We start from the raw sequence: 19,528 nt of genomic DNA, 5'->3' as shown, positions 1-19,528 counted from the left end.
GCTGGGTTTCTCCTTGCGGGTGAGGGTGTTCAGGCGGTGAGGTCGAGCTGGTCGCCGGTGATGGCCTCCACGACGGCGGCGACCAGGTCACGGGCGGCGGGTGGGGTGACGGCGTTGCCGAGCATGCGGACTTTGGCCCGCTTGGACGCCTGGGCGAATCGGTAGCCGGGGGTGAAGGCCATCCCGGCGCGGATCTCGTCGACGGTGAGCATCCGGAACGTGCACTCGTCCACGGCCGGGGCCGGGCCGAGCAGCCCGTCCACGGCCACCAAGGTCTGTGCGGGCAGCGGGTCCGCGACTGGGCGAAGCCGTCCGGTGTCGTAGGCGAACAGTGTGGTGGGCACGCCGATCAGTGACTGATGCCCGGCGGTGGTCAGCGCCCGCATCGGCTCACCGACCGGGGTGGACATCTGGCCTTGGTCGCCGCGGGCGGTGTTGTTGCGCATCAGCAGCGCTTGATGAGTGCCCCCGGCGGCGAAGGTCAGCAACGGCGACCGGGCGGCGGGTTTCGCGACGCCGTTGTTGCGCAGCGGGATCATCAGCGCGGTCTCCGCGCGGGCGGTCTGCGCCCGCATCGGCTCACCAATGTGGCGGGCGTGTTTGCCGTCGCGGGCCTCCACCGGTACCAGCAGCGGCGGGCATACCAGGGCTTCGCTTTCGGTCGTCGTGCGCGCCCGCAGGGGCCTGCCCGATGGCCACGCGGTGGTGTTGCGTCCGCCGCCGGCTGGGGTCAGCAACGCCCCGGACCAACGGGCCAGCCCGGCGGCGATCCGCGCCCGCGTCTTGGGCTTGAGCCGATCGCCGATCACCTCGCCCGGCAAAGCCCAGTCGAGCACGGCGGCCGCGGGCATTGCGTACGGGGCGACCATGCCGCCCCGGCAGGACACCGCAGGACAGCGGAAGGTGTACTGCTGGCCGTAGCGCATCGTCCGGCGGGCGCCGGGCCGCTTGTCGACGTACACGCCCCGCACCTCGCCGCAGGACGGGCACCAGGCGCGCGGGCGGGTCCACTTGGCGAAGTCCGGTGCCCGGTAGACCTTGCGCCAGAACACGAAGTACACCCGGTCGCGCAGTTGCGGCGCCGGGTCGCCCAGCGCGGAGGCGAACGCGGAGTTGAGCACGACGGTGCGGTGTGCGTAGCCCAGCAGCCGCATCCGGCGCAGCCACTCGTCAAGGTGCGCCCACTTGAGCACGTCGGTGACGTTCTCCACGATCACCGCCCGGTAGCGGTGGACCTCGGTGAAGCGGGGCACGTCCTGCATCAGCATCCGCGACCGCACCGCCGCCTCGTCCGGCAGCGGCTCACAGTCGTCGTCGGCGAACAGGTCGAGCTGCACGGGTCTGCCGTCGTAGTCGACCTTGCGGCCCTTGGCCACGCTCCAGTTGGTGCACTCCGGGGAGAACCAGCCGATGTCCGTCGACGGGTGCCGCCGCGGGTCGATGCGGGTGATGTCCTCACGGTCGTGATCCGCGTCCGGGAAGTTCGCCGCATGCGTGTCCACCGCCAACTGCCAGTGATTCGACGCGATACGCACGCGTACGCCGGGCACCTGGTGCATGCCGGTCGAGGATCCGCCGGCGCCGCAGAAGTAGTCCGCCACGGTCAACACCCGCGTTCACCGCCGACCGGGGCGCCGGTGATCTCGGCGTCGAGGTAGATGCGCATCTGCTCGGGGTCGCGCCGGTTGGCGTATGGCCGAGACACCGAGGCGATGCGCAGGCCGGGCAGGGTCTCCAGGACGGCGACGGCGGCGGCGACCTGGTCGCCGCCACCCGTCAGGCGGATGTTCATGCGGTACCTCCGAAGCAATCGGTGTGCCCGCAGGCCGTGGCGCCGCGGGCCAGCGCGGTCGGTACGGACAGTTCGTAGAGCCGTTCGCCCGGGTCGCTGTCCGGACGGCAGGCCGGTCGGATCTCCCACCCACCGGCAGCGAACGGGCCGCCGCGTTCCTCGGGTGGGGTGTCCTCGGTGTCGCGGTGGTGTTGGACCCGTTCGACGCGGTGCGCGGTCGGCTCGGCGGGGAAGCGCACGGCGACGGCGACGAAGCCGGTGCCGTGTTCGGCGGCGGGGATCACCGCGGCGGGGATTGTGGCGGTCATGCGTCACCGTCCCGGTCCTGGGCGTACGGCGGCAGGTCGATGTAGCAGCTGACCTCGACCAGGCCCCACCCGGTGAACGGGCCGTCGGGGTCGTGCCGGCCGGCCCTGAGCGCTCGCCAGCGGCGGGCGGTGTCGAGGTCGAAGTCGGACGGTTCCCGGGCGGTGAGGCCGAGCACGGCGGCCCAGCGGTGGAAGTCGTGGGCGGCGTTACGGTCCATGTGCAATACCAGGAAGCGGTAGCCGCCGCGGCTGGTGTGATCGCTCATGCCGATGTCGCAGGGCATGGACGGGGCGTGTGCCTCGGTCAGGGCCAGCACGGATCGCAGCACGGTGGCGCGCAGCTGGCGCAGGTCGGGCACGTCGCTGGGCTGCGTGCCGGCGGCGGGGGTAGCGGTGACGGTGATCATCAGGCGGCCTTCCTGGTGCGGTGGTCGGCGGTGATCTGGGCGCGGGTGGCGGTGGCGCGGCGAGCGTCGAGCTTGTCGAGCGGGGATCGCCGGTTCATGGGGCGTTCCTCCGGATCGGTGGGCGGGTGGCCGTTTTGCTGTTCGTGGGTTTTGGGCGCTGCACGGGTCGGCGGTCAGCACGGTTCGTCCTCCGGGATCCATCGCGGCGCGGCCTCGGGGTGGTGGGTGTTCGGCGTAGGACGGGTCTCGGCGAGGGTGCGGTCGCTGCGGTCGAGCACGTCCTCGGCGTGGCCCGGGACGTCGTCGGCTTGTTCGGGGGTCCAGGTGGCGGCGTCTTTCCACGAAGGGCTTTCGGTCCAGTAGTCGCCGGCGAAGGCGTCGTCCTGCTGGGCGTTCTCGTCGGTTCGTGCTGTTGCCGCTGCCGGTGGCGGGTTGTCGGCAAGAACGTTGTCGCGGTCCTGCGGTATGCGGCGGCGGCGCTGCGCATGAGGTCGCGGTCGGCCAGGGTGAGTAGCCGGGCCAGCGGTGAGGCGTCGAGGTGGGCGGCGGCGGTGTCGTAGTGCCGGGCGATGCGCTCGGCGTAGGCGGCGCGCTCGGCGGGCTCGTCGGTGGCGCGTTCCCGGTCGTAGAGGGCGGCGATGGCTTCTTCCTCGCGGATGACGGCGAGGGTTCGGCCGCCGAGTTTGTCGAGCAGGGATCGCAGGTTCATGCGGCGTGCCTCCGGTTCGGGGTGCGCGGTGCGCTCGGGTGGCCGGTGAGGGCGGGACGGTTGCAGGGGTTGCGGACGATGCCGGGGCGGATCGCGACGTGGGCGATGAGTTGACGGAATCCGTTGAGGACGGTGCGCAGCTGCCAGCGGGCGGCGGCCTCTTCGGTGTGCAGGACGACGCGGACGCGGATTTCGGCGTGTTCGCGGCCGTCGAGCCCCTTGACGCGGGTCAGGACGGCGCGGCCGTGGCCGGGCAGGTCGACCACGACCTCTTCGGCGCGGTGCTCGCCGAGGTCGCAGCGGTGGTCACGGGCACACCACTCGGTGTGAGCGGTGCCGGTGCGGCGCAGCTGGCGCATGGTGCGGGCGGTCATCGGTTGCCCGCCTTGTACTCGCCGCGCAGGTACTCGTAGACGCGGCGGCCGATGCGCACGCGGCGGCCGGTGCCCTCACAGCGCGGGCAGAGCCGGAAGACCTTGCGGGAGAACGGCGAGTAGAGCTTGCCGCCGCCTTCGCAGCGGCAGCAGTGGCCGAACGGGAACTGCGCACACATGATCACGTAGAACGCTGAGTAACCGAGGATGATCAGGCTGGCTATCGCGGCGAGGGTCGTCACCGAATGCCTCCACGGGCCGTTTCAAGGGTGTGAGAGGTCGGCGCCGCTAGGTGCTAGGGCGCTGTCCAGGGATTCTTTGTGTCGCTAGCGGTGCCGCTAGGTCTAGCGGTGGCTGCCGCTAGACCTAGCGGCGAATCGCGGCCTACTTCCGGCCGCCGGTCCCGTTCTCGCGGTCACGCTTGGTGAGCGCTGCGAGGACGTGGGCGCGGGTGATGCCCTTGCGGTTGCCGGTCTCGTCGGTGTCCGGGTCGCTGCCCCACACCTGCCCGGTCTTGACCCCGTGCGGCTTGAGCGCCTCGCGGAGCTGGTCGGCGGTGAACCCGTCGTAGACATCGCCGCGCAGCGCGGCGAGGCGCTTGACGATCACGGTGGACCACAGCTTCGGGTCGGTGTCGCTCATGACCGCCAGGACGTCTTCGAGGATCGTGTCGCGGCGCACGGCGGTGGTGTCGAGCACGACCCCGGCGGCGTGGCCGGTGATGTTGCCGTAGCGCTCCCGCGCCGCGCGGGCGCGGGTCACGATCGCCTCGGCGGCCGGGCCGTCGATCTCGAACGTCTTGACGATGACCGGCTCGTCGCCCTCGCCGGCCAGGTAGCCGATGCCCTTGTCGCGGCGGGAGAACATCGTCGCCCGGATGCCGTTGCGGTACATCGAGGTGCCCAGCACCATGTCGTTCTCGGTCTGGCCCATCACCTTGAGGCAGAACCGCAGCACCGCGTTGGCGGAGATGCCGGTCGGCAGGCTCTTGGCGTCCGGGCGCTGGGTGGCCAGCAGCAGGAAGATCGCGACGGCCGGGCCGCGGCGGATCAGGTCCTCGCAGATCTCCTCGATCTCCGCGCCGTACTTCGGGTGCTCGAAGCCGCGCTGGCACTCGTCGATGCCGATCGCGATCGGGTGCAGGCGCAGCTTGCGGTTGGACGCGAGTTCGTCGGTGACCTTGTTCTCCGGGCACAGGTCCCGCGGCAGGTCGCGGATCACCTTGGTGCGGCGGCGCATCTCGGCGTGGATCTCGCGCAGCGCGGTCACCACGTATTCGATGTCTTCGTCGTCGTCGCCCGCGCGGTAGGCGTGGCTGACCGGCTCCAACGCCGACAGGTCACCGGTGCCCTTCAGGTCGAACGCCAGGATCTGCGACCGCACATCCAGGCAGGCCAGCAGCAGCGCCAACCGCAGGGCGAACGTCTTACCGAACCGGGGCAGCGCACCGATGATCATCGACGCGTACATCAGGGTGATGGTGACCAGCGCGCCGCGCGGGTCGGTGCCGAACGGTGCGGCCTTGAACAGGTTCACCGTTCCGGCCTTGAGCAGCGGGAACGGCTTCTGCTTCGCCCGGCTCATGTCCTTGTCGGCCACGAACAGCACGAGCCGGCCGGGGTGGATCTCGGCGTTGGCCTCCGGCCAGACGCAGCCGAGCGGGCGGGTCAGCGCGGCGGCCAGCTCCTCGCGCTTGCCGACCACGCTGGAGGCGGTGACGCCGCGGGGCAGCTCCACCTCGCAGTGCCACCCGACGCCGTTCTCACGGCCGATGGGGGCGGGGAACCAGTGCTTGCCGTTGTCGCCGCGGCGGATCGCGTCGTTGATGCCCTTGATGTTCAACGCGGCGAGGGCGGTGAACACCTCGGCCGAGGTCAGCGGGGCGGCGTCGTGGCGGACCACGGCGGTGTCGAGCAGCGGCTTGTCGGCCGGCGCGCCGAGGTATCCGCACACCGCGATCAGGGCGGCGATGACGGTGTTGTATGCCCAGTCCGGGGCCGCCAACGCGAATAGCGCCCAGGCCGGAAATAGCGCCAGCACGAGCAGCACGGTGACCAGGCCCCGCCAGCGGACCCGCCGGTCACGCTTGTTGCTGAGCCGGTCGTACATGCGGGCTTCGTCGGGCTTATCGATGGCCGCGCGCACGACCGCCTGGCGCACCGGCTCGCCTTCCAGATCCCACAGCCAGCGGTTGTAGCCGTGGCAGATCCGGGCGAAGCCGCGCGGCGCCCGCACCGCGAGCTTCACCGCGTATTTCGGTATGCGTAGGCCGTGGTAGACCAGCGAATGCAGACCGAATCCGGTCGCCCAGGCGACGTTTGCGCCGAACTCGCGGGCCGAGCGCAGCCAGGACGGCACGATCGGAACGCGGGTCGCGTCGCGGAACCCTGCGAGTGTGAATCGCGGGCGCCGCTGGGCGTCCAGGCTGTCGACCAGCACCGGTCCCGCGGGACCGTCCTCGTCGGTGTCATTCAGCGCGTCGGTGTCGGCGGCGTTAGGGTCTTGGGTTCGGCTGGCCGAGCGGCGGGTGCGTTCCGAGTTTAGGTCCACCACCTCGGCGGGCGGATTGGTCAGGTCGTGTTCGGCGGCGGTCCAGTCGAAGTCGTCGGGGTCGGGAGGTCGCGGTTCGGTGCTCACGGTCGGGTCCTCCGGATCGGGTGGGCGTGCCTGGGCCTGCGGGGTGGCTGAGCTGCCGCGTCGGGGTCAGGCGATGACCAGCGCGGCGACGAAGAGGAACAGGTAGTGCAGGGACTGGTCCAGGGCGTACGCGCCGGTCCCGATGCAGGGGTTGTCGTCGTGTCCGGGCCGGGGTTTGCCCAGTGCCATGAACCGGTCCAGGCCGGCGAGTGAGGCGAGCGCGGTCAAGGGTGTGCGCCGGTCGGCGACGTAGTGGATGACCGCGCTGATGGCGAGTCCGGCGGCGACGTGCCATGGATGGAGCGGCAGGTGCAGCGCGACGTGAACGGCGTCGAGGGCGACCACGGCGGCTGCCGTGTATGACGCGACGTGTGCGGCGCAGGCGAGGCGGCCGGGCCGGCCGGGCGCGCCCTTGGTGCGGGCTTGGTGGTCGGTCTGGATCCAGTGGTCGGCGACCTGGTGGGCGACGAACAGTGTGGCGAACACGGCGGCGAACACGGCGGCGGGGCTGGTTTCAGGCAGCATGAAGGGACCTCTCGCGAGGCTTGAGGAAGGGCTTGAAGAGATGGGGACCGGCGGCACGACGCTTGGTTGGGAAGCCGTGGGGTCGTGCCGCCGGGCGTGATCAGAACTCGTCGCCGTCGCCGGCGGCGCGCTCCCGGGCGGCGTGGTCGGCGTGCATGTCCTGCTTCATCCAGTCGAAGGCGTGGGCGCGCTGGTCGTCGGCGGACTTCTGCAGCCGGTCGGCGATCTCCAGGCTGCGCGCGGCGGACTCCGGGCTGCTCATGAGCGCGGCCATCTCTCGGGTGTGGTCGGCGCGTTCCTGGCTGGCCTGCGCGCCGGCCATGACGTCGGGGTCCGGGCCGACGTGCTGGGTGTCGCAGGCGTTGATCACCTCGCGGCTGCCGTCGGCGTATTCGAGCAGGCTGCGTCCGTCGTGGGTGGCGTGCGCGATGGCGGTGCGGCCGTCGTCGAAGCGTCGAACGATGTCCGGGTTACCGGTGTCGGCGGTCTCGGCGGCCCATTCCAGGGCGCGGCGGGTGTGCAGGTCGCGGAAGGCCTCGCCGGCGCCGGGTCCGCCGAAGACCTCGGCGACGCGGGCCTTGTTGTATGCCTCACCGTCCGGGTGTTCCAGCAGGAGGTCCTGGGTGTCGCGGCCGGTCGCGAGGGCCTGCTGTTCCACCGCGTCGTGCAGCTGGCGTTCGCCGGCCGTCAGGTTCTCGTAGCCAAACATCGTGGTGCGTCCTCCTTGCCGGGGTCGGGTCAGAACTCGTCGGTGTCGCCGCGGTCCGGCGCTGCGGTGTCGGTGTGCGCCGGGTCCGTGTCGCGGTTGTCGTCGGTGGGGCGGTACAGCTCGAGGTCGATGTCGAGGCGCTGCCACCAGCGCAGCGGCTTCTCGGCGTCGATGACGGCGTCGTTGGCGTCCAGGTAGTCCTCAGACGGGTAGCCGTCGCGGTCGCTGACCTCGGCGAGGTGCTGGCGGGCCTTGGCGAGGGTGGCGCGGTCGCGGCGGGTGTCGTCGCTGAACAGGTGCATCGAGTGGTGTCCTTCCTGGACGGTGGGTCAGGCGGCGGTGCGGGCCGGCCGGGCCTCACCGGCCGGCCCGGCGGTGGGCTGGGTGTGGACCAGGCGCAGCCGCGAAGACACGGGCGGGCGCCGCAGAAGCGCGGCGAGGCGTGCGGTGAGCGGGCGGGCCGGGATGGGAAGGTCGGCCGGGACGCGAATGATGCCGCGCTGCGCGCGGCGCACGTCGCGGCGTTTCCAGACGATCGGGGTCCGGGCCAACGCGACGCGCATCCCCCGACGGATCAGCAACGCTTGGAAGTTCGGCAGCCCGGCGAGCATCGCCGGGCTGATGACCGGCACGATCCGGGTCGTGGTGGAGGTGACCCGGCCGTCGGCATCGCGCGTATCCGTGGTCTCTTCGCGGTCCCCGGCAAGTTTGGTGAACGCGGCCAGGTCCTCGGCGTCCTTGCACCCGCCGTAGACCAGCACGGCGGCGGCGGTGTTGAGGATCATCGAGGCCTTGTCCTTGCCCCACCGCTCGCGCAGCTGCCCGTAGCCCTGGCAAGCGGCGTGCACGACGATGTTGCGTTTGCGCAGCTCGGCCATCCACCGATCCAGCGGCGTCGGGCAGACCAGGGCCACCTCGTCCAGGACGAACGCGAGGCCGGGATCGAGGCGCCCGGCGGGGCGAAAGGCGGCGCTCTGCCGGGCCTGGTAGGCGATCTCGGCGACCAGCGCGCCCACGAGCGGGCCGACGGTGCCGTCGTCGTCGCCGAGCAGATACAGGCTGCCGCGCCGGTCGGTCAGATCCGCCACCGCAAACCCGCCGTCGGTGGTCGCGGGGTCGCCGGCGACCGCGGCGGACGGCAGGGTCGTCCAGGCCAGCGCCGGCGCCATCGCGAGCATGATGCCGTCACGGGTCCGCGGGCTCATGTCGATCGACTGAATAGCGGCCTGGCGCATCTGCGCGGCCTGCGGCGAACAGCGCAGCGCGGTCAGGATGGCGGGCTTGGCCGCGTCGGGGTCGGCGATCCAGGCCTGCACGTCGCTCATCCGGCGTCCGCCGAGGGCGGCGGCGTGCAACCACACCGCCAGCACCCGCCTCGCCTGGGCCTCCCACCGGGCGCCCTCGGTGCCCGGCGTTCCCGGCCCCATCAGGTCGCCGGCGCGGCGCGCGGCGGTAGCCGGATCGGTGCACCCGTCCAGCGGCGACCACCGCAGCGTGGAGGCGACCGCGCCCAGACCGCCGGGGTTGAACACCGCGACCGGGCCGCGCGCACGGCGCAGCCGCACCGTGAGTTCGTAGAGGTCGGTGGCGGTCGAGGTGACCACGACCCCGCCGGGGGCGTCGATAACCCGGCACGCCAGCTCGGCGGTCTTGCCGGTGCCGGGGATACCGATGCGCAACGTGGACTCCTCACCGGAGGTGTGCACCGTCTGCCAGCCCACCCGGGCCAGGGGTGTCGCGAACGCGCGGACCGGCACCCGCAGCCGCTGCCACCACGACAGCGCCTGCATCGAGGGGCGGAGCACGGTGGCCTTGCGGCGCATCGCCCACCCCGACGAGGTGCGCCAGATGTCCCACCGCGACGCGGTGCCGCAGCTGCGTCGCGACTGGCGGTCCCACCGGCCGATCAGCCCCGCGGAGCCGGTCGTGCGGGTCCACGCCCACACCGGCCCCACCGTCACGGCCAGGCCGGCGAGGATCAGGCCGGTCCCGGCGAGGCGGTGCCCGGGATAGCCGGCGAGCACCCAGCCGGCCGCGGTCAGCAGCAGACCGGCGCCGACGACGCGGGCCAAATTCTTTGCAGTCATGACAAGGTCTCCGCTCACTGCTCGTCTTCGTCCGTGGCGCGTGCCGCCGCGGTCGCCTGGGCCACGCGGTCGAAGATCGCGAGGATCTCCGGGTCGTCGACGCGGTTGCCGTCGGAGTCGATCGGGCCGGTGTAGCCGGACTCGCGCAGGTCGAAGAAGCGGGTGTCGGCGACGGTTTCGGGTGCGCCATCCCAACAGCGGGTCATGGCAGATCACGTCCTTTCACAGATTCAAGGCACGGCTGAGGCGGGGTGTCAGAACTCGTCGGTGTCGTCGCGCTCGGCGCGGCGGACCGCCTGGACTTCGCGACGGCGATCGGCCAGGCGCTGCGCCTCCGCTTGTGTGTCGAGGCGCAGGCGGCGGTTGCGGTCGAGGACTTCGGCGTGCTGGATGTGCAGCTGACGCTCGGACATACTGGGCACCTCTCCCGGAGGCTCCTGATGGGCTTACGGAGTGGGGACCGGCGGCACGGCGCTTGGTTGGGAAGCCGTGGGGCCGTGCCGCCGGGCGGATCTAGTGGCTGTCGAACGTGAGCTGGGCCGACGCGGCGCTCCGTTCGCGTAGCGCGGCCAGCACCCGGATGGACCCATCCGGGCAGAGCCGCCGGTAGGCGGTCACGGCCTGGTCGGCGTCGTCGATGCCGTCGAGGCGGGCCAGCCGCCACGCGCCGTAGGTCTCACGCAGCGCACCGACCCCAGGGATCCAGCGGGCCAGCCCGAACGCCACGGCGTGACGAACCCGTTGGCGAGTGCCTTCCTGAACCCAGCGGCGCACCCGGCGGACGACGATCTCCAGCAGGAACGGCCCGGCCAGGCTCATCGCGGGAAAGAACCACACCGCATCCCGAGCCGCCGAGCCGGAGCTGTGCGAGTAGTTCGCATAGGCGGACATGCCGGCGAACGCCCACACCAGCCAGGCGAACACCCCCGCCGACTCGCCGCGCCACGCGCAGTAGACGACCAGGCCGACGCACACCGCGGCGGCGGCGTCCAGGGCGAAGAACGTGACCCACGGCCACGGCCCCGCCAGGCCCAGCCCGGTCGGGCTAGCAGCCCAAGCGATGATGTCCTGACTCGACAGGGCGATCGGGGCGACGATCACCCCGGCCAGCAACATTCCGACGACGGTTAGCAGAGCACCCATCGTGTACCGGCCCGCACGGGATCGCTGCGCTGTAGCGCCGTCGGCGCGAGCCGGTTCACCCGCCGCGCCATAGTCGTCCGGCGGCGCAGTCTCAGCGTGGCGACCCCGCGCGAACAGCGCGGCGATGTGGGCCAGCTCGGGGCCGCGAGTGTCGGTATCGATTGGTTCCGGTCCTGCCTCGTCACGTTGCTCAGGCATCGCGGGGCCCGCCGCGGGGGGCGAGGGCACCAACGGTGCCGCTTCGTCACGCATGAGCAGGACCGTGCGCCCCGGCTCTGACTCGGCGGTGTCCGGGCTGGGTGCGAGGGCGGCGAGCACGGTACGGGCCTTCGGCGCACCGATCCGGAACCGCTTCATCAGCTGATTTCGGGTCGGGGTGGCGCCCAGCTCGGCGGCGTAGTCACGCGCGAGGGGGATCAGCTCATCCACCGCGGCCGGGAACGCGCTGCGCGCCGAACGGGTGGCACCGGCGGTACGGGTCATCGTGGCGGCGGTCATCAGGCCACCACCCGCGGATCGTCGTGGCGGCCGTCTAGCAGGTCGGCGGCGGCGAGCTCGAGAGCGGCTCGGATGACGCGACGGTTGGCCCGGCGCAGGCGCCGCCAGTCGAGCGCCGATGGGCCGCCGCGCTCGGCGGCGTACAGAATGCCGATCTCAGCGTCGAGCATGTCGATTTCGGCGGTGATCAGCGGTTTCTCGCGCTCGATCGCCGCCAGGTCGGCGGCCGACGGCTCAAGGAGGTCGAAGTCGTCCATGGTCTGCGGTTGTCCTTCCGACGTGTCAGGCGGCTCGCGGCGCGCGGCGGGTACTCGCCCGGCGGCGGCCGGCCCGGCAGCCCTTGCAGTGGGTCTCGTCCGGCGCCAGCGGCGCCAGGTGGGTGCAGCCGCGGCACTCGCGCCAACAGGCGCTCTGAAGTGCGGAAACACGAAGCATGGAAGCGAGAGCAGACATGGGGATCACACCTCTCGGCACAGGAGGAAAGTCAAGGAAGAGGGCGCCGCGCGGCGGCGCACCCAACTCGGGCGCAGCCTGCCGCGCGACGCGGCACGGTATTCAGCGACAGGCTTCTGATGTCGCTCGCCTCGCTCAGCCGGGACCTACCGGGGTCGGCCGCCAAGCGGCTCAATGCGAGGTAACTGCTGCTCACAGAGCAGCCTGTCGCTCTACTGCTGGCGCTGCCTGCATGCCGTCTCCCGACGGACCAGGTGGAGCGCCTGACCGTTCACTGTGCAGCCCGGTCAACGCTGCCTCTGTGGAGTTCTCAACGAACGGAAGTTCTTTCAGCCAGAGCTCGCGCTCGGTGGCCTTGGAGGCAAAGTACCAACTCAGTTGGTACTTTGCAACGACGCCATTTGAGATCGATGCTCGTTGTCTGTTGTGCTCCCAAGCTTGCCGATGGATCGTCGTGTTGAGCAGGGCGCACATGGGGGCGCACACGTGCACCTCGACGGGTGACGGGTGCCCCCTCGAACAGCACGAGGAGGAAGTCGGGATGCCGGCGACATCACCGAATGACCGACTAGCTGCGGTGATGCGAGAAGCTGCCATGTCCAACAAGGCGCTCGCCAGGGCCGTCCGTGGCCTCTCCTTTCAGCGCGGTGAGCCCGTAAGCTGTGACCACACCTCGATCAGCCGATGGCTGTCAGGAATGCGCCCACGCCCTGCAACGGCGAGGCTCGTCGCAGAAGTGATCTCGAATCAGGTTGGCCGGACGGTCACGCTCGCTGAGCTTGGCTTCGGCGGTGCAGACCAGCCTGACTCCGGCCTGGGCATCGCGTACGCCGACTGTCCCCAGCACGCCGTCACCACCTTGGACCGCCTTTGGCGGCATGATCTCGATGAGACTCGGGCCATTCTCACCGCACCCACCGATTCGGGAGCTTGGTCGAATGCGGCGCTCGCATGGATGGTGCGTGGCGACCACGATCATCTGCCGACTGGCTCGGGGATTCGACGCGTCGGCATGTCTGACGTTGACGCTCTACGTGCAACTGTGAAGCTGTTTTCGGAGATGGACAATGACTTTGGTGGCGCTCACGCCCGACAGTCCCTCGTCCAGTACCTAGCTACCAACGTAGCTGCAATGCTCGGCGGCACGTACGCGGAGACAACCGGCCGAGCCCTCTTCACCGCTACGGCGGAGTCGACGTTGTTAGCCGCATGGATGTCATATGACGCCGGCATCCACGGTGTGGCTCAGCGGTACTTCATCCAGGCGCTTCGGCTCGCACAGACCGGTGGCGATGTACTCCTCGCCGGCAGCATCCTCGACGCCATGAGTCACCAGGCAACTTTCCTGGGCCGACACCAGGAGGCGGCGAACCTCGCCCGTGCGGCACGAACGGGAACCCGAGGTGTAGCGACGGCAACGCTAACCGCTCACTTCTACGCGATGGAGGCACGTGCCCTGGCCCTTGCTGGCGACTCTGTTGCAGCCGAGAAGGCGCTTGGCAACGCCGTACGGATATTTGAGCGACGACGACCCGGAGTCGACCCCGGGTGGATCGAGTATTTCGATGACGCCGAGCTGAGTGCCGAGTTCGGCCACTGCTACCGGGATATCGGACAGCATGCCAAGGCCATCGACTATGCAGAGCGTGCAATCGTCGGCGCTGCGGGCGTCTCCCCTCGCAGCGACTTCTTCGTCACGATGGTCAAATCGTCCGGGCTGCTTGCGAGCGGCGACCTTGAGGGCTCAATCGCGACGTTGCGTGCCGCTCTCGACCGGGGGCGCGTCCTGAAATCTGCGCGCTGCATTGAGTACCTGCGGCAGCACCACAGAGCCCTCGCGCCGCATAGCCAGGCCGTCGCAGTGCGAGAGCTGACCGATGAGTACGCCGATCACCCCCTCTGGCTCGCCGCCACAAGGAGCTAACGCACCGATCTGTGATCGGTGTGGACCGACCGCTCAAGCGTCATTAAAAAGGTTTCCAGAGCTTTCGACCCTCGCCCGTACGCAGAGTGTCCAACCGTTGGGCAAGCTCCTGGCGAGCCTTTCCGTCCGACGCGCCCTGGGCTAGCCAGGTGACCATCATCAACTCCTTGATGTCGGCCAGCACGCCGTAGCCGGTCCACTCCATCACGTCCCAGCCGTAGCCGGCGCAGAAGCCGTGATACTCCGCTTCCGTATGCCATCCATACCGCTCGAAGTACATGGCGGTCAGGGTTAGATCCCACTCGCGGGGACCGACGCTGAACTCGTCCAGGTCGCTCAGAACCGCGTCGCCAGTTTGGCTCCGCAGGAGATTGCCGACGTTTGCATCCCCGTGGATCGGGCCTTCGGGAAGTTCAAATCGCAGCTTCTCGTAGGCCGAACTCAACTCGCTTGTCATGGCGTCTAGCAACCGTCGATCCGCCGCGGTAAGAGCGGCACTGCGCTCGATCCGATCGGAGAGGCGCGGGAGCGGATCGAACCGCGGAAGCAAGAAGTTGGCAGGTAGCTCCAAGCCGTGCAGCCGCCGGAGAATTGACGCCAGCTCGACGGTCGTGCCGTACTCCACGCTGTCCGACACTGACTCCCATAGCGTTACAGCTCTGCCCTCAGCGATGAGAGGCTGAGGCACCCCCAGTGCACGAACCGCTGGCACCCCGCCGGCAGCCAACCAGCGCGACACGGCGATCTCACGGCGTACCGCATCGAGGTGGTCAACATCCCGCGTCACCCGTGCGACCACCGGCTGATGACGCAGCCGGAAGACCCCGTTAGAACCGATCCTGATCAACTCGGCGTCAGATGGGTCAAGTCCGACGGCGGCACAGGCCACCACCAGCGCGGAGCGGGCGTTCTGAGAGTCGAGGGGATGCAGGGTATCCACGCGCCGCCTTCCGCTAGGGAGGGTCACTCAGCCATGTTCTCTCGGGGTGCAGTCGGACGGCCCCCTACGCCCGGGCGCGGGCGCGCGTCGTGCCAGTCGATGATTCGACGCGGTTTCCACATGTGGGTCCGACCGACCGTGGCGTCCGGCTCGGGCATCTGCCCGCGCTTGCGATAGTTCGACACCGTGGAAACCTGTACGTCGAGGTAAGCGGCCACCTCAGATGTGGTCCACCACTCGGCGGCCGGGTCTGGGGGCGTTGTTTGAGCCACTTGGCCATTCTTCCCGATCCGGGTCGGTAGCAGCTACTGCGGCCGGACGACCCTAGACGCACGTAGCGGGAGACAGATCTTCATCTCCGCTGAGGTGGAGGCATCTTGGCCCAGTTCGACAGCTCGGGTGCCACGGTGTCGAGCATCCGTTGCAGCATGAGGCGGGCGTCTTCTTCGCGCTCGAAGTAGTGGGCGACTTCGGTGCCGTCGGCGCCGCCTCGGCGGCCGAGGACCTGCCAGCCGGTCTCGGTGCGCAGCAAGTAGACGTCGCGTCGGTTCACGCCGTATCGGCGGTTGAACCAGTGTTCTACCCGTTGAGCCATGCCCCACGTTAGAACGCATGTTCGATTCGATCAACTACCGGCCAGCTGCCTCGCGCGGGACGAATTACAGCGCAGTAGTTCGCTTTGCGACTCGTCAACTCGTCTGAGCTGGGCGTACCGTCGCCGAGGTGAGTCCGGTGATCGAGTTCGCCATGGAGACCTCGGACGCGCAGTGGCGCGTCGAGGTGGTCCGACGTGGCCGTGCCCGGTGGTACCGGATCGTGCACGGTGACAGCGAGCTTGACTGGTTGAGCATCGCCGCCGTCGAGCGCATCCTCGCCGAGTCGGGAGTCGACATGGCCGACCTCCGGCCCGCCGGCGAGTGGACCAGCGAGCCTAAGGACAACCCGGAACACGGAGCTGCCTGAGTCTCCGTGATGCCCGGTGGAGTCCTTTAGCCGTTGGCGGGGTCTTCGCCTTCGGCGGGTTGGTAGCAAGGGCTCGCCACCGTGACAGCGATCTGAATAGGCGGCTTGCTGCTGGCCAGGGTGAAGCTGAGTCCGGTGTGGGGATCGCGGCCGCTGAGCACTCCTCCGTCGGCCTGGGTTTGGTATGCGCTGATCTCCCAGCCTTCGGCTTGCCACTTGTCGTGGACGGCGCGCAGGGCGGCGGCGTGCTTGTCGCCGGGGAGTTTGACGTGGGCGAAGCCGGCGAGGTCCCAGCGGCCGTCCTCGGCGATCTCGCCGTTGCGGCCTTCACAAGCCGTGGTGCTGGTGCGCCAAGCCTCGAGCGGACCGCCGGCCAGGGCGGCGATCGCGTCTGCTTGGCTGCGGGCGGCGGCCTCGACGTCGGCTTTGCGCTTGGTTTCCAACGGTGCCTCTTTCCCCCCGTGCTGGTCGTTGCCGCTGCTGCAGGCGCTGGCCAGCAGCAGAGCGATGGTGGCGAGCAGGACGCCGTAGCGGCGGCCTCGGCGGGTCATGACGGGGGGACCTTTCCGGACGTGATGATGACGCGGTTGTAGGCGCCCGTGACCACGGCCGCTTGATTGTGCAAGCTCAGCGAGTTGCGGTCCCAGTATCCCGAGTGGCCGTGAGTGTCGATGCTCAGCACGTTGCCACCGAACTCGGGGTAATGCGGCCCGGGCCCGTGGATGTGCTTGTTCGCTTCGTCACCGATCCAATCGCCGATGATGGGGATTTTGCGGGCGGTGTTCTCCGGCCGGGCCACGAAGTTGTCATCGGCGGCGGCGCCGGCCCACACGTGATCGGTGGGCACATTGAAGTAGGAGGCGTCGGCGACGCGCATGCCGGGGCTGCCCACCGCGACCATGTCGTCGACCGCGAGGCCGTCGCCGTGGCTGGCGGCCTCGCCGAGCACGGTGCTGCCGTAGCTGTGCCCGATCGCGGTGATGTGGTCCGGGCCGTCGTGAGCGGCGTGCAGGCCGTTGACGAACCCGTCGAGTGCGACCGCGCCGGCGTGGGACTTTCCTCCGGCGGTGGCGGTGACGATGTCCTCGTTCAGCGACGGGGTGTCGTAGCCGAGCCAGCCGACCACCGCCACGCTGCTGCCGGGAGCGAGTTCCATGGCGTTGTCCTGAATGCGGCTAGAACGTTCGATCAGGCCGCGGATGTCGTCGAGCTCGGTGCCGACGCCGGGCACGAGGACGGCCGAGCGGTCGGCGGTGTCCGGGTTGCCGACCGCGACGGCGGCCTTGCCGTCCCCGACCGGGTCGATGGTGAGCAGGTACAGCCGCTTGTGCTGCGGGCCTTGCTCGGAGCGTTCCAGCTTGTCCAGCAGCATCAGCGCCCGGTCGTGCTGTGCGTTGCCGTGGTCTTGGCGGGTGTTGACGTTGTCGCCGATGTAGTCACGCAAAGCGAGCCGGTTGGCGTAGTCGCGGTCGCCGGCGGGCATGCCGTCCAAGGCGCCGAACCGGGCCGGGTAGGCGGTCAGGTAAAGCTGCTGCTGCTCCGGACTAAGCGTCTTCCACCACGCGTTGACCTGCCGCGGATCGGTACCGGCCCCCGGGATCGAGGCCTCGGTCAGGCCAAGCGCCTCGGCGGCGGCGCGGGCGTCGTCGCTGGCGTCGCCGTACTCGTACGCCTCCTGCCCGAACACCAGCGTGACCAGCTCATCGAGCGCCCGCGCGCAGCGGCTGTCCGCGTCGGTCGCCTCCTGCACGATGTCGCCGACCCGCTGGGCCAGGTCACGGGCGACGCCCATGCGCTGCTGCACGATCAGCGCGGCGTCCGGGTCATGGATCTCGGCGTACGACTGGGGCGGCGGGGTGACACTGCCGTCATCACCGATCGTGTACCCCTGGCCGGCGGCCTCGTCGAGCAGCGCCTGCAACTGCCGCTGCAGACCACGGAGTTCGTCGGCGGCGCCGCTGAGCAGCGAGCCGACGGTGCGCACCTGCATCGCCGCGACTTCGAACTCGTCATCGACCTTGTCCAGCAACCCGAACGCGGCGTCCGCCGCCGGGCCAGCCCACGGCGAGGCGCGCAGCGGACCGATCAACTCCTCCGAGGCGGCGCCGGACAGATCCTCGGCCTGCTTACCGAACGTGATCCACGCATCCGTGGCCGCGTCCAAGCTGCCGAACTGCGCATCGCGGAGCTCACCAACGCTCACCATCAGCGGGTCAGCCCTCCCGCAGGAAGGCGAACCGGTCCGCGCTCACCGCATCGCTACGCCGATAGTCCGCCGCCGTGGCGGTCAACGCCTCACCGACCTGGCCGAGGTACCGCTCGAACCTGCCGAACTCATCGACCCGCGACGCGAGCACCCTCTCCAACGCCGAACGCAGGAGGAAGCCACTGCCCAGCCCGGCCACCGCCGCTCGGCTGTCCGGCTGCACCGCGGCCACCGCCTTATCGAGGCGCTGCGCCAAGCTCGCGCACCGGCCCGCGGCCGTGTCCAGGACCGCCGGATCAACTTGTGTTTCCATACCCCCCCCAACGTCTCGGCTGAGAACCTACCAACCTAGGCGATAGAGACACGTGAGTATGGGGACTCAGCCGAGCGCCCTCCTGCGCATGCTACGACGCCCAGGCATTGATCTCGGGAAGCAGGTCTCCAACGACAGGTCCCAGAGGCAGCATTCGAGGCGCGGCGTCGACTGTCGCTGCGAGCGGCAGTCGTGTTCCTAAGCAGAAAGCTCGACCGCTTCCGTTCGAGGCTTGGGACCTCGCCCTGTACCAGGATGCGCAAGGCGAGCACCCACGCGAGGGGCAAACCGCGCAGGCAATGGTTTCGGTTCTGCGGCCGCGGGACAGTCATCCCGATGGGTCAGCAGCAGCTGCGGACCAGTCGCGGTCAGCGACCTTCGGAACTGGCTCGAGCCCAGACCCATCTGACGGACTAGCTCACGACCCAGCACCTCCGCCAGCAAGGGCGGTGTCGCGTTGCCGACGAGCTTGATCTGATTCCGATCCGTTCCGGTCAGGGACCACCCGTCGGGGAAGCTCTGCAGTCTCATGCGCTCGCGCAACGTCAACGGACGATTGTCCCAATGGAATGGACCAGTGTTGGGGCCGGGGTTTGCGGGCAGCGTCCACGACGGCCTCGCTTTGGCGAGCTTGAGCAAGAAGGACCAATAGCGAGTACGCCATCCGAAAAGTTCAGGGCCGCCGCCCTTCGCCGTAAGGTATAGGTAGTTACTTCCCTCGGGAATCGAAGGAAGTAGCTCGGTCCACGAGCCCGACGGCGATGCCGCGCCTGGCGAACTCAGGTCGGCAAGTGCATCCCAAGCTGTGATCGGTTTCGAGTCATGAGTGGGAGCGGGGAAGCGGAAGCTCTTTCCGTCTCGGCGAGCGACCGCGATGGCTCTGCGGCGATGCTGAGGTACGCCGTAGTCTGCGGCATCCAGTACGGCAACATCCAGGCGATACGACGTTCCCAGGCGGCGGTTGATGTCGTCCAGGCCTGCCTGCAAGTGAGGAAGCGCCGATACAGGCCCGCTTAGAAAGCCAGCGACGTTCTCCAGAAGAATCGCCCGCGGCCTGAACTCGCCGATAAGCCGTATCATGCCATGCAGTGCTTGCGCCCTCGGGTCCTCCATACCTAGCCGGCTACCCGAATTCCATTGTGCTGCCATGCTGAATGGCTGGCATGGCGGACCGCCGACCAGAAGATCGAGCTGGCCCTTCCTGAGGCCGATGCCTTTCGGCCGCAGGGTCTCCGCAGCCTCACTGACGTCTGTCGGCTCGTAGAGCAGCCAGTTCCTTCGATTAAGCGCCAAGGTTCGACGGGCATTGCGGTCCAGCTCAATGCAGGCCTGAGTCTCGAATCCCGCGTACTCCAGTCCGAGGTCCATCCCGCCGGCGCCAGAGAAAAGGCTTAGCAACGTGGCATGCGGTGTCCCCTGCAACTTCATCCCCTCGGCGAGCGCCTTGACGACGATCCACTCAATGCAACGAGCTCACACCTTAGCGCCGCCCGTGTCAAGCACCCACCTCGGGGTTGCAGCATGAGCGCCGTCGAGCGCC

Annotated in this window: 23 protein-coding genes; 2 read left to right on the top strand and 21 right to left on the bottom strand. The window is 69.4% G+C overall.

Annotated elements, in window-relative coordinates; genetic code table 11:
• Window positions 1-29 precede the first annotated feature (29 nt).
• From ACIBO8_RS11095 to ACIBO8_RS11025, 15 genes are all read right to left on the bottom strand, one after another.
• Window positions 30-1,610 (bottom strand): DNA cytosine methyltransferase, encoded by a 1,581-nt coding sequence (locus ACIBO8_RS11095; RefSeq protein ID WP_396115003.1) that lies wholly within the window; start codon window positions 1,608-1,610, stop codon window positions 30-32.
• Window positions 1,604-1,792, bottom strand: coding sequence for a hypothetical protein (locus ACIBO8_RS11090; protein WP_396115002.1), 189 nt, complete (start codon window positions 1,790-1,792; stop codon window positions 1,604-1,606). The genes ACIBO8_RS11095 and ACIBO8_RS11090 overlap by 7 nt, the downstream gene beginning before the upstream one ends.
• Window positions 1,789-2,100 (bottom strand): hypothetical protein, encoded by a 312-nt coding sequence (locus tag ACIBO8_RS11085; protein WP_396115001.1) that lies wholly within the window; start codon window positions 2,098-2,100, stop codon window positions 1,789-1,791. The genes ACIBO8_RS11090 and ACIBO8_RS11085 overlap by 4 nt, the downstream gene beginning before the upstream one ends.
• Complete coding sequence (locus ACIBO8_RS11080; protein WP_396115000.1) at window positions 2,097-2,507, bottom strand: hypothetical protein; 411 nt, start codon at window positions 2,505-2,507, stop codon at window positions 2,097-2,099. The genes ACIBO8_RS11085 and ACIBO8_RS11080 overlap by 4 nt, the downstream gene beginning before the upstream one ends.
• 705 nt (window positions 2,508-3,212) lie before the next feature.
• A complete protein-coding gene (locus ACIBO8_RS11075) occupies window positions 3,213-3,590 on the bottom strand; it encodes a hypothetical protein (protein WP_396114999.1) in 378 nt (125 codons plus the stop codon).
• Complete coding sequence (locus tag ACIBO8_RS11070) at window positions 3,587-3,832, bottom strand: hypothetical protein (RefSeq protein WP_396114998.1); 246 nt, start codon at window positions 3,830-3,832, stop codon at window positions 3,587-3,589. Before ACIBO8_RS11070 ends, ACIBO8_RS11075 begins: the two co-directional genes overlap by 4 nt.
• 142 nt (window positions 3,833-3,974) lie before the next feature.
• Window positions 3,975-6,227, bottom strand: coding sequence for a cell division protein FtsK (locus ACIBO8_RS11065; RefSeq protein ID WP_396114997.1), 2,253 nt, complete (start codon window positions 6,225-6,227; stop codon window positions 3,975-3,977).
• Window positions 6,228-6,293: 66 nt separating this feature from the next.
• On the bottom strand, window positions 6,294-6,752 hold the full coding sequence (locus tag ACIBO8_RS11060; RefSeq protein WP_396114996.1) for a DUF3307 domain-containing protein: 459 nt from the start codon (window positions 6,750-6,752) through the stop codon (window positions 6,294-6,296).
• A 100-nt stretch (window positions 6,753-6,852) separates the two neighbouring features.
• A complete protein-coding gene (locus tag ACIBO8_RS11055) occupies window positions 6,853-7,461 on the bottom strand; it encodes a hypothetical protein (RefSeq protein WP_396114995.1) in 609 nt (202 codons plus the stop codon).
• A 29-nt stretch (window positions 7,462-7,490) separates the two neighbouring features.
• Window positions 7,491-7,763: a hypothetical protein gene (locus tag ACIBO8_RS11050; protein WP_396114994.1), complete on the bottom strand. Its 273-nt coding sequence runs from the start codon at window positions 7,761-7,763 to the stop codon at window positions 7,491-7,493.
• A gap of 27 nt (window positions 7,764-7,790) precedes the next feature.
• Window positions 7,791-9,548, bottom strand: a complete 1,758-nt coding sequence (locus tag ACIBO8_RS11045) for a type IV secretory system conjugative DNA transfer family protein (RefSeq protein WP_396114993.1) — start codon at window positions 9,546-9,548, stop codon at window positions 7,791-7,793.
• Window positions 9,549-9,562: 14 nt separating this feature from the next.
• Window positions 9,563-9,754 (bottom strand): hypothetical protein, encoded by a 192-nt coding sequence (locus tag ACIBO8_RS11040; RefSeq protein WP_396114992.1) that lies wholly within the window; start codon window positions 9,752-9,754, stop codon window positions 9,563-9,565.
• 48 nt (window positions 9,755-9,802) lie between these two features.
• Window positions 9,803-9,961, bottom strand: a complete 159-nt coding sequence (locus tag ACIBO8_RS11035) for a hypothetical protein (RefSeq protein ID WP_396114991.1) — start codon at window positions 9,959-9,961, stop codon at window positions 9,803-9,805.
• 100 nt (window positions 9,962-10,061) lie between these two features.
• Complete coding sequence (locus ACIBO8_RS11030) at window positions 10,062-11,189, bottom strand: hypothetical protein (RefSeq protein ID WP_396114989.1); 1,128 nt, start codon at window positions 11,187-11,189, stop codon at window positions 10,062-10,064.
• Entirely contained in the window at window positions 11,189-11,446 is a 258-nt protein-coding gene (locus ACIBO8_RS11025; protein ID WP_396114988.1) for a DUF6284 family protein, read from the bottom strand. Before ACIBO8_RS11025 ends, ACIBO8_RS11030 begins: the two co-directional genes overlap by 1 nt.
• Window positions 11,447-12,237: 791 nt before the next feature.
• Between ACIBO8_RS11025 and ACIBO8_RS11020 the strand changes: the two genes are divergently transcribed.
• Window positions 12,238-13,566: a hypothetical protein gene (locus ACIBO8_RS11020; RefSeq protein WP_396114987.1), complete on the top strand. Its 1,329-nt coding sequence runs from the start codon at window positions 12,238-12,240 to the stop codon at window positions 13,564-13,566.
• A 43-nt stretch (window positions 13,567-13,609) separates the two neighbouring features.
• Here the strand turns inward: ACIBO8_RS11020 and ACIBO8_RS11015 are convergent, their stop codons facing one another.
• Together ACIBO8_RS11015 and ACIBO8_RS11010 are read right to left on the bottom strand one after the other, a co-directional pair.
• Window positions 13,610-14,506, bottom strand: coding sequence for a phosphotransferase enzyme family protein (locus ACIBO8_RS11015; protein WP_396114986.1), 897 nt, complete (start codon window positions 14,504-14,506; stop codon window positions 13,610-13,612).
• Window positions 14,507-14,858: 352 nt separating this feature from the next.
• Window positions 14,859-15,059: a hypothetical protein gene (locus tag ACIBO8_RS11010; RefSeq protein ID WP_396114985.1), complete on the bottom strand. Its 201-nt coding sequence runs from the start codon at window positions 15,057-15,059 to the stop codon at window positions 14,859-14,861.
• Between the two features lie 170 nt (window positions 15,060-15,229).
• Between ACIBO8_RS11010 and ACIBO8_RS11005 the strand changes: the two genes are divergently transcribed.
• Window positions 15,230-15,469 carry a hypothetical protein gene (locus ACIBO8_RS11005; protein WP_396114984.1) on the top strand — a complete coding sequence of 80 codons (240 nt, stop codon included), beginning with the start codon at window positions 15,230-15,232 and terminating at the stop codon, window positions 15,467-15,469.
• Window positions 15,470-15,495: 26 nt separating this feature from the next.
• On the opposite strand, the gene ACIBO8_RS11000 is transcribed toward ACIBO8_RS11005, so the two are convergent.
• From ACIBO8_RS11000 to ACIBO8_RS10985, 4 genes are all read right to left on the bottom strand, one after another.
• Window positions 15,496-16,020 (bottom strand): hypothetical protein, encoded by a 525-nt coding sequence (locus ACIBO8_RS11000; RefSeq protein ID WP_396114983.1) that lies wholly within the window; start codon window positions 16,018-16,020, stop codon window positions 15,496-15,498.
• Window positions 16,017-17,675, bottom strand: coding sequence for an alpha/beta hydrolase (locus ACIBO8_RS10995; RefSeq protein WP_396114982.1), 1,659 nt, complete (start codon window positions 17,673-17,675; stop codon window positions 16,017-16,019). Before ACIBO8_RS10995 ends, ACIBO8_RS11000 begins: the two co-directional genes overlap by 4 nt.
• Window positions 17,676-17,682: 7 nt before the next feature.
• A complete protein-coding gene (locus tag ACIBO8_RS10990; RefSeq protein ID WP_396114981.1) occupies window positions 17,683-17,988 on the bottom strand; it encodes a type VII secretion target in 306 nt (101 codons plus the stop codon).
• A gap of 198 nt (window positions 17,989-18,186) precedes the next feature.
• The gene (locus tag ACIBO8_RS10985) at window positions 18,187-19,416 is read right to left on the bottom strand and encodes a DNA cytosine methyltransferase (protein WP_396114980.1); all 1,230 of its coding nucleotides are present in this window, start codon (window positions 19,414-19,416) and stop codon (window positions 18,187-18,189) included.
• Between the last annotated feature and the right edge of the window lie 112 nt (window positions 19,417-19,528).

The organism is Actinoplanes sp. NPDC049681, assembly GCF_044465265.1.
Lineage (GTDB): Bacteria > Actinomycetota > Actinomycetes > Mycobacteriales > Micromonosporaceae > Actinoplanes.
Note: the sequence above shows the minus strand (reverse complement) of the source record. Positions and strands in the feature narration are given on the sequence as shown.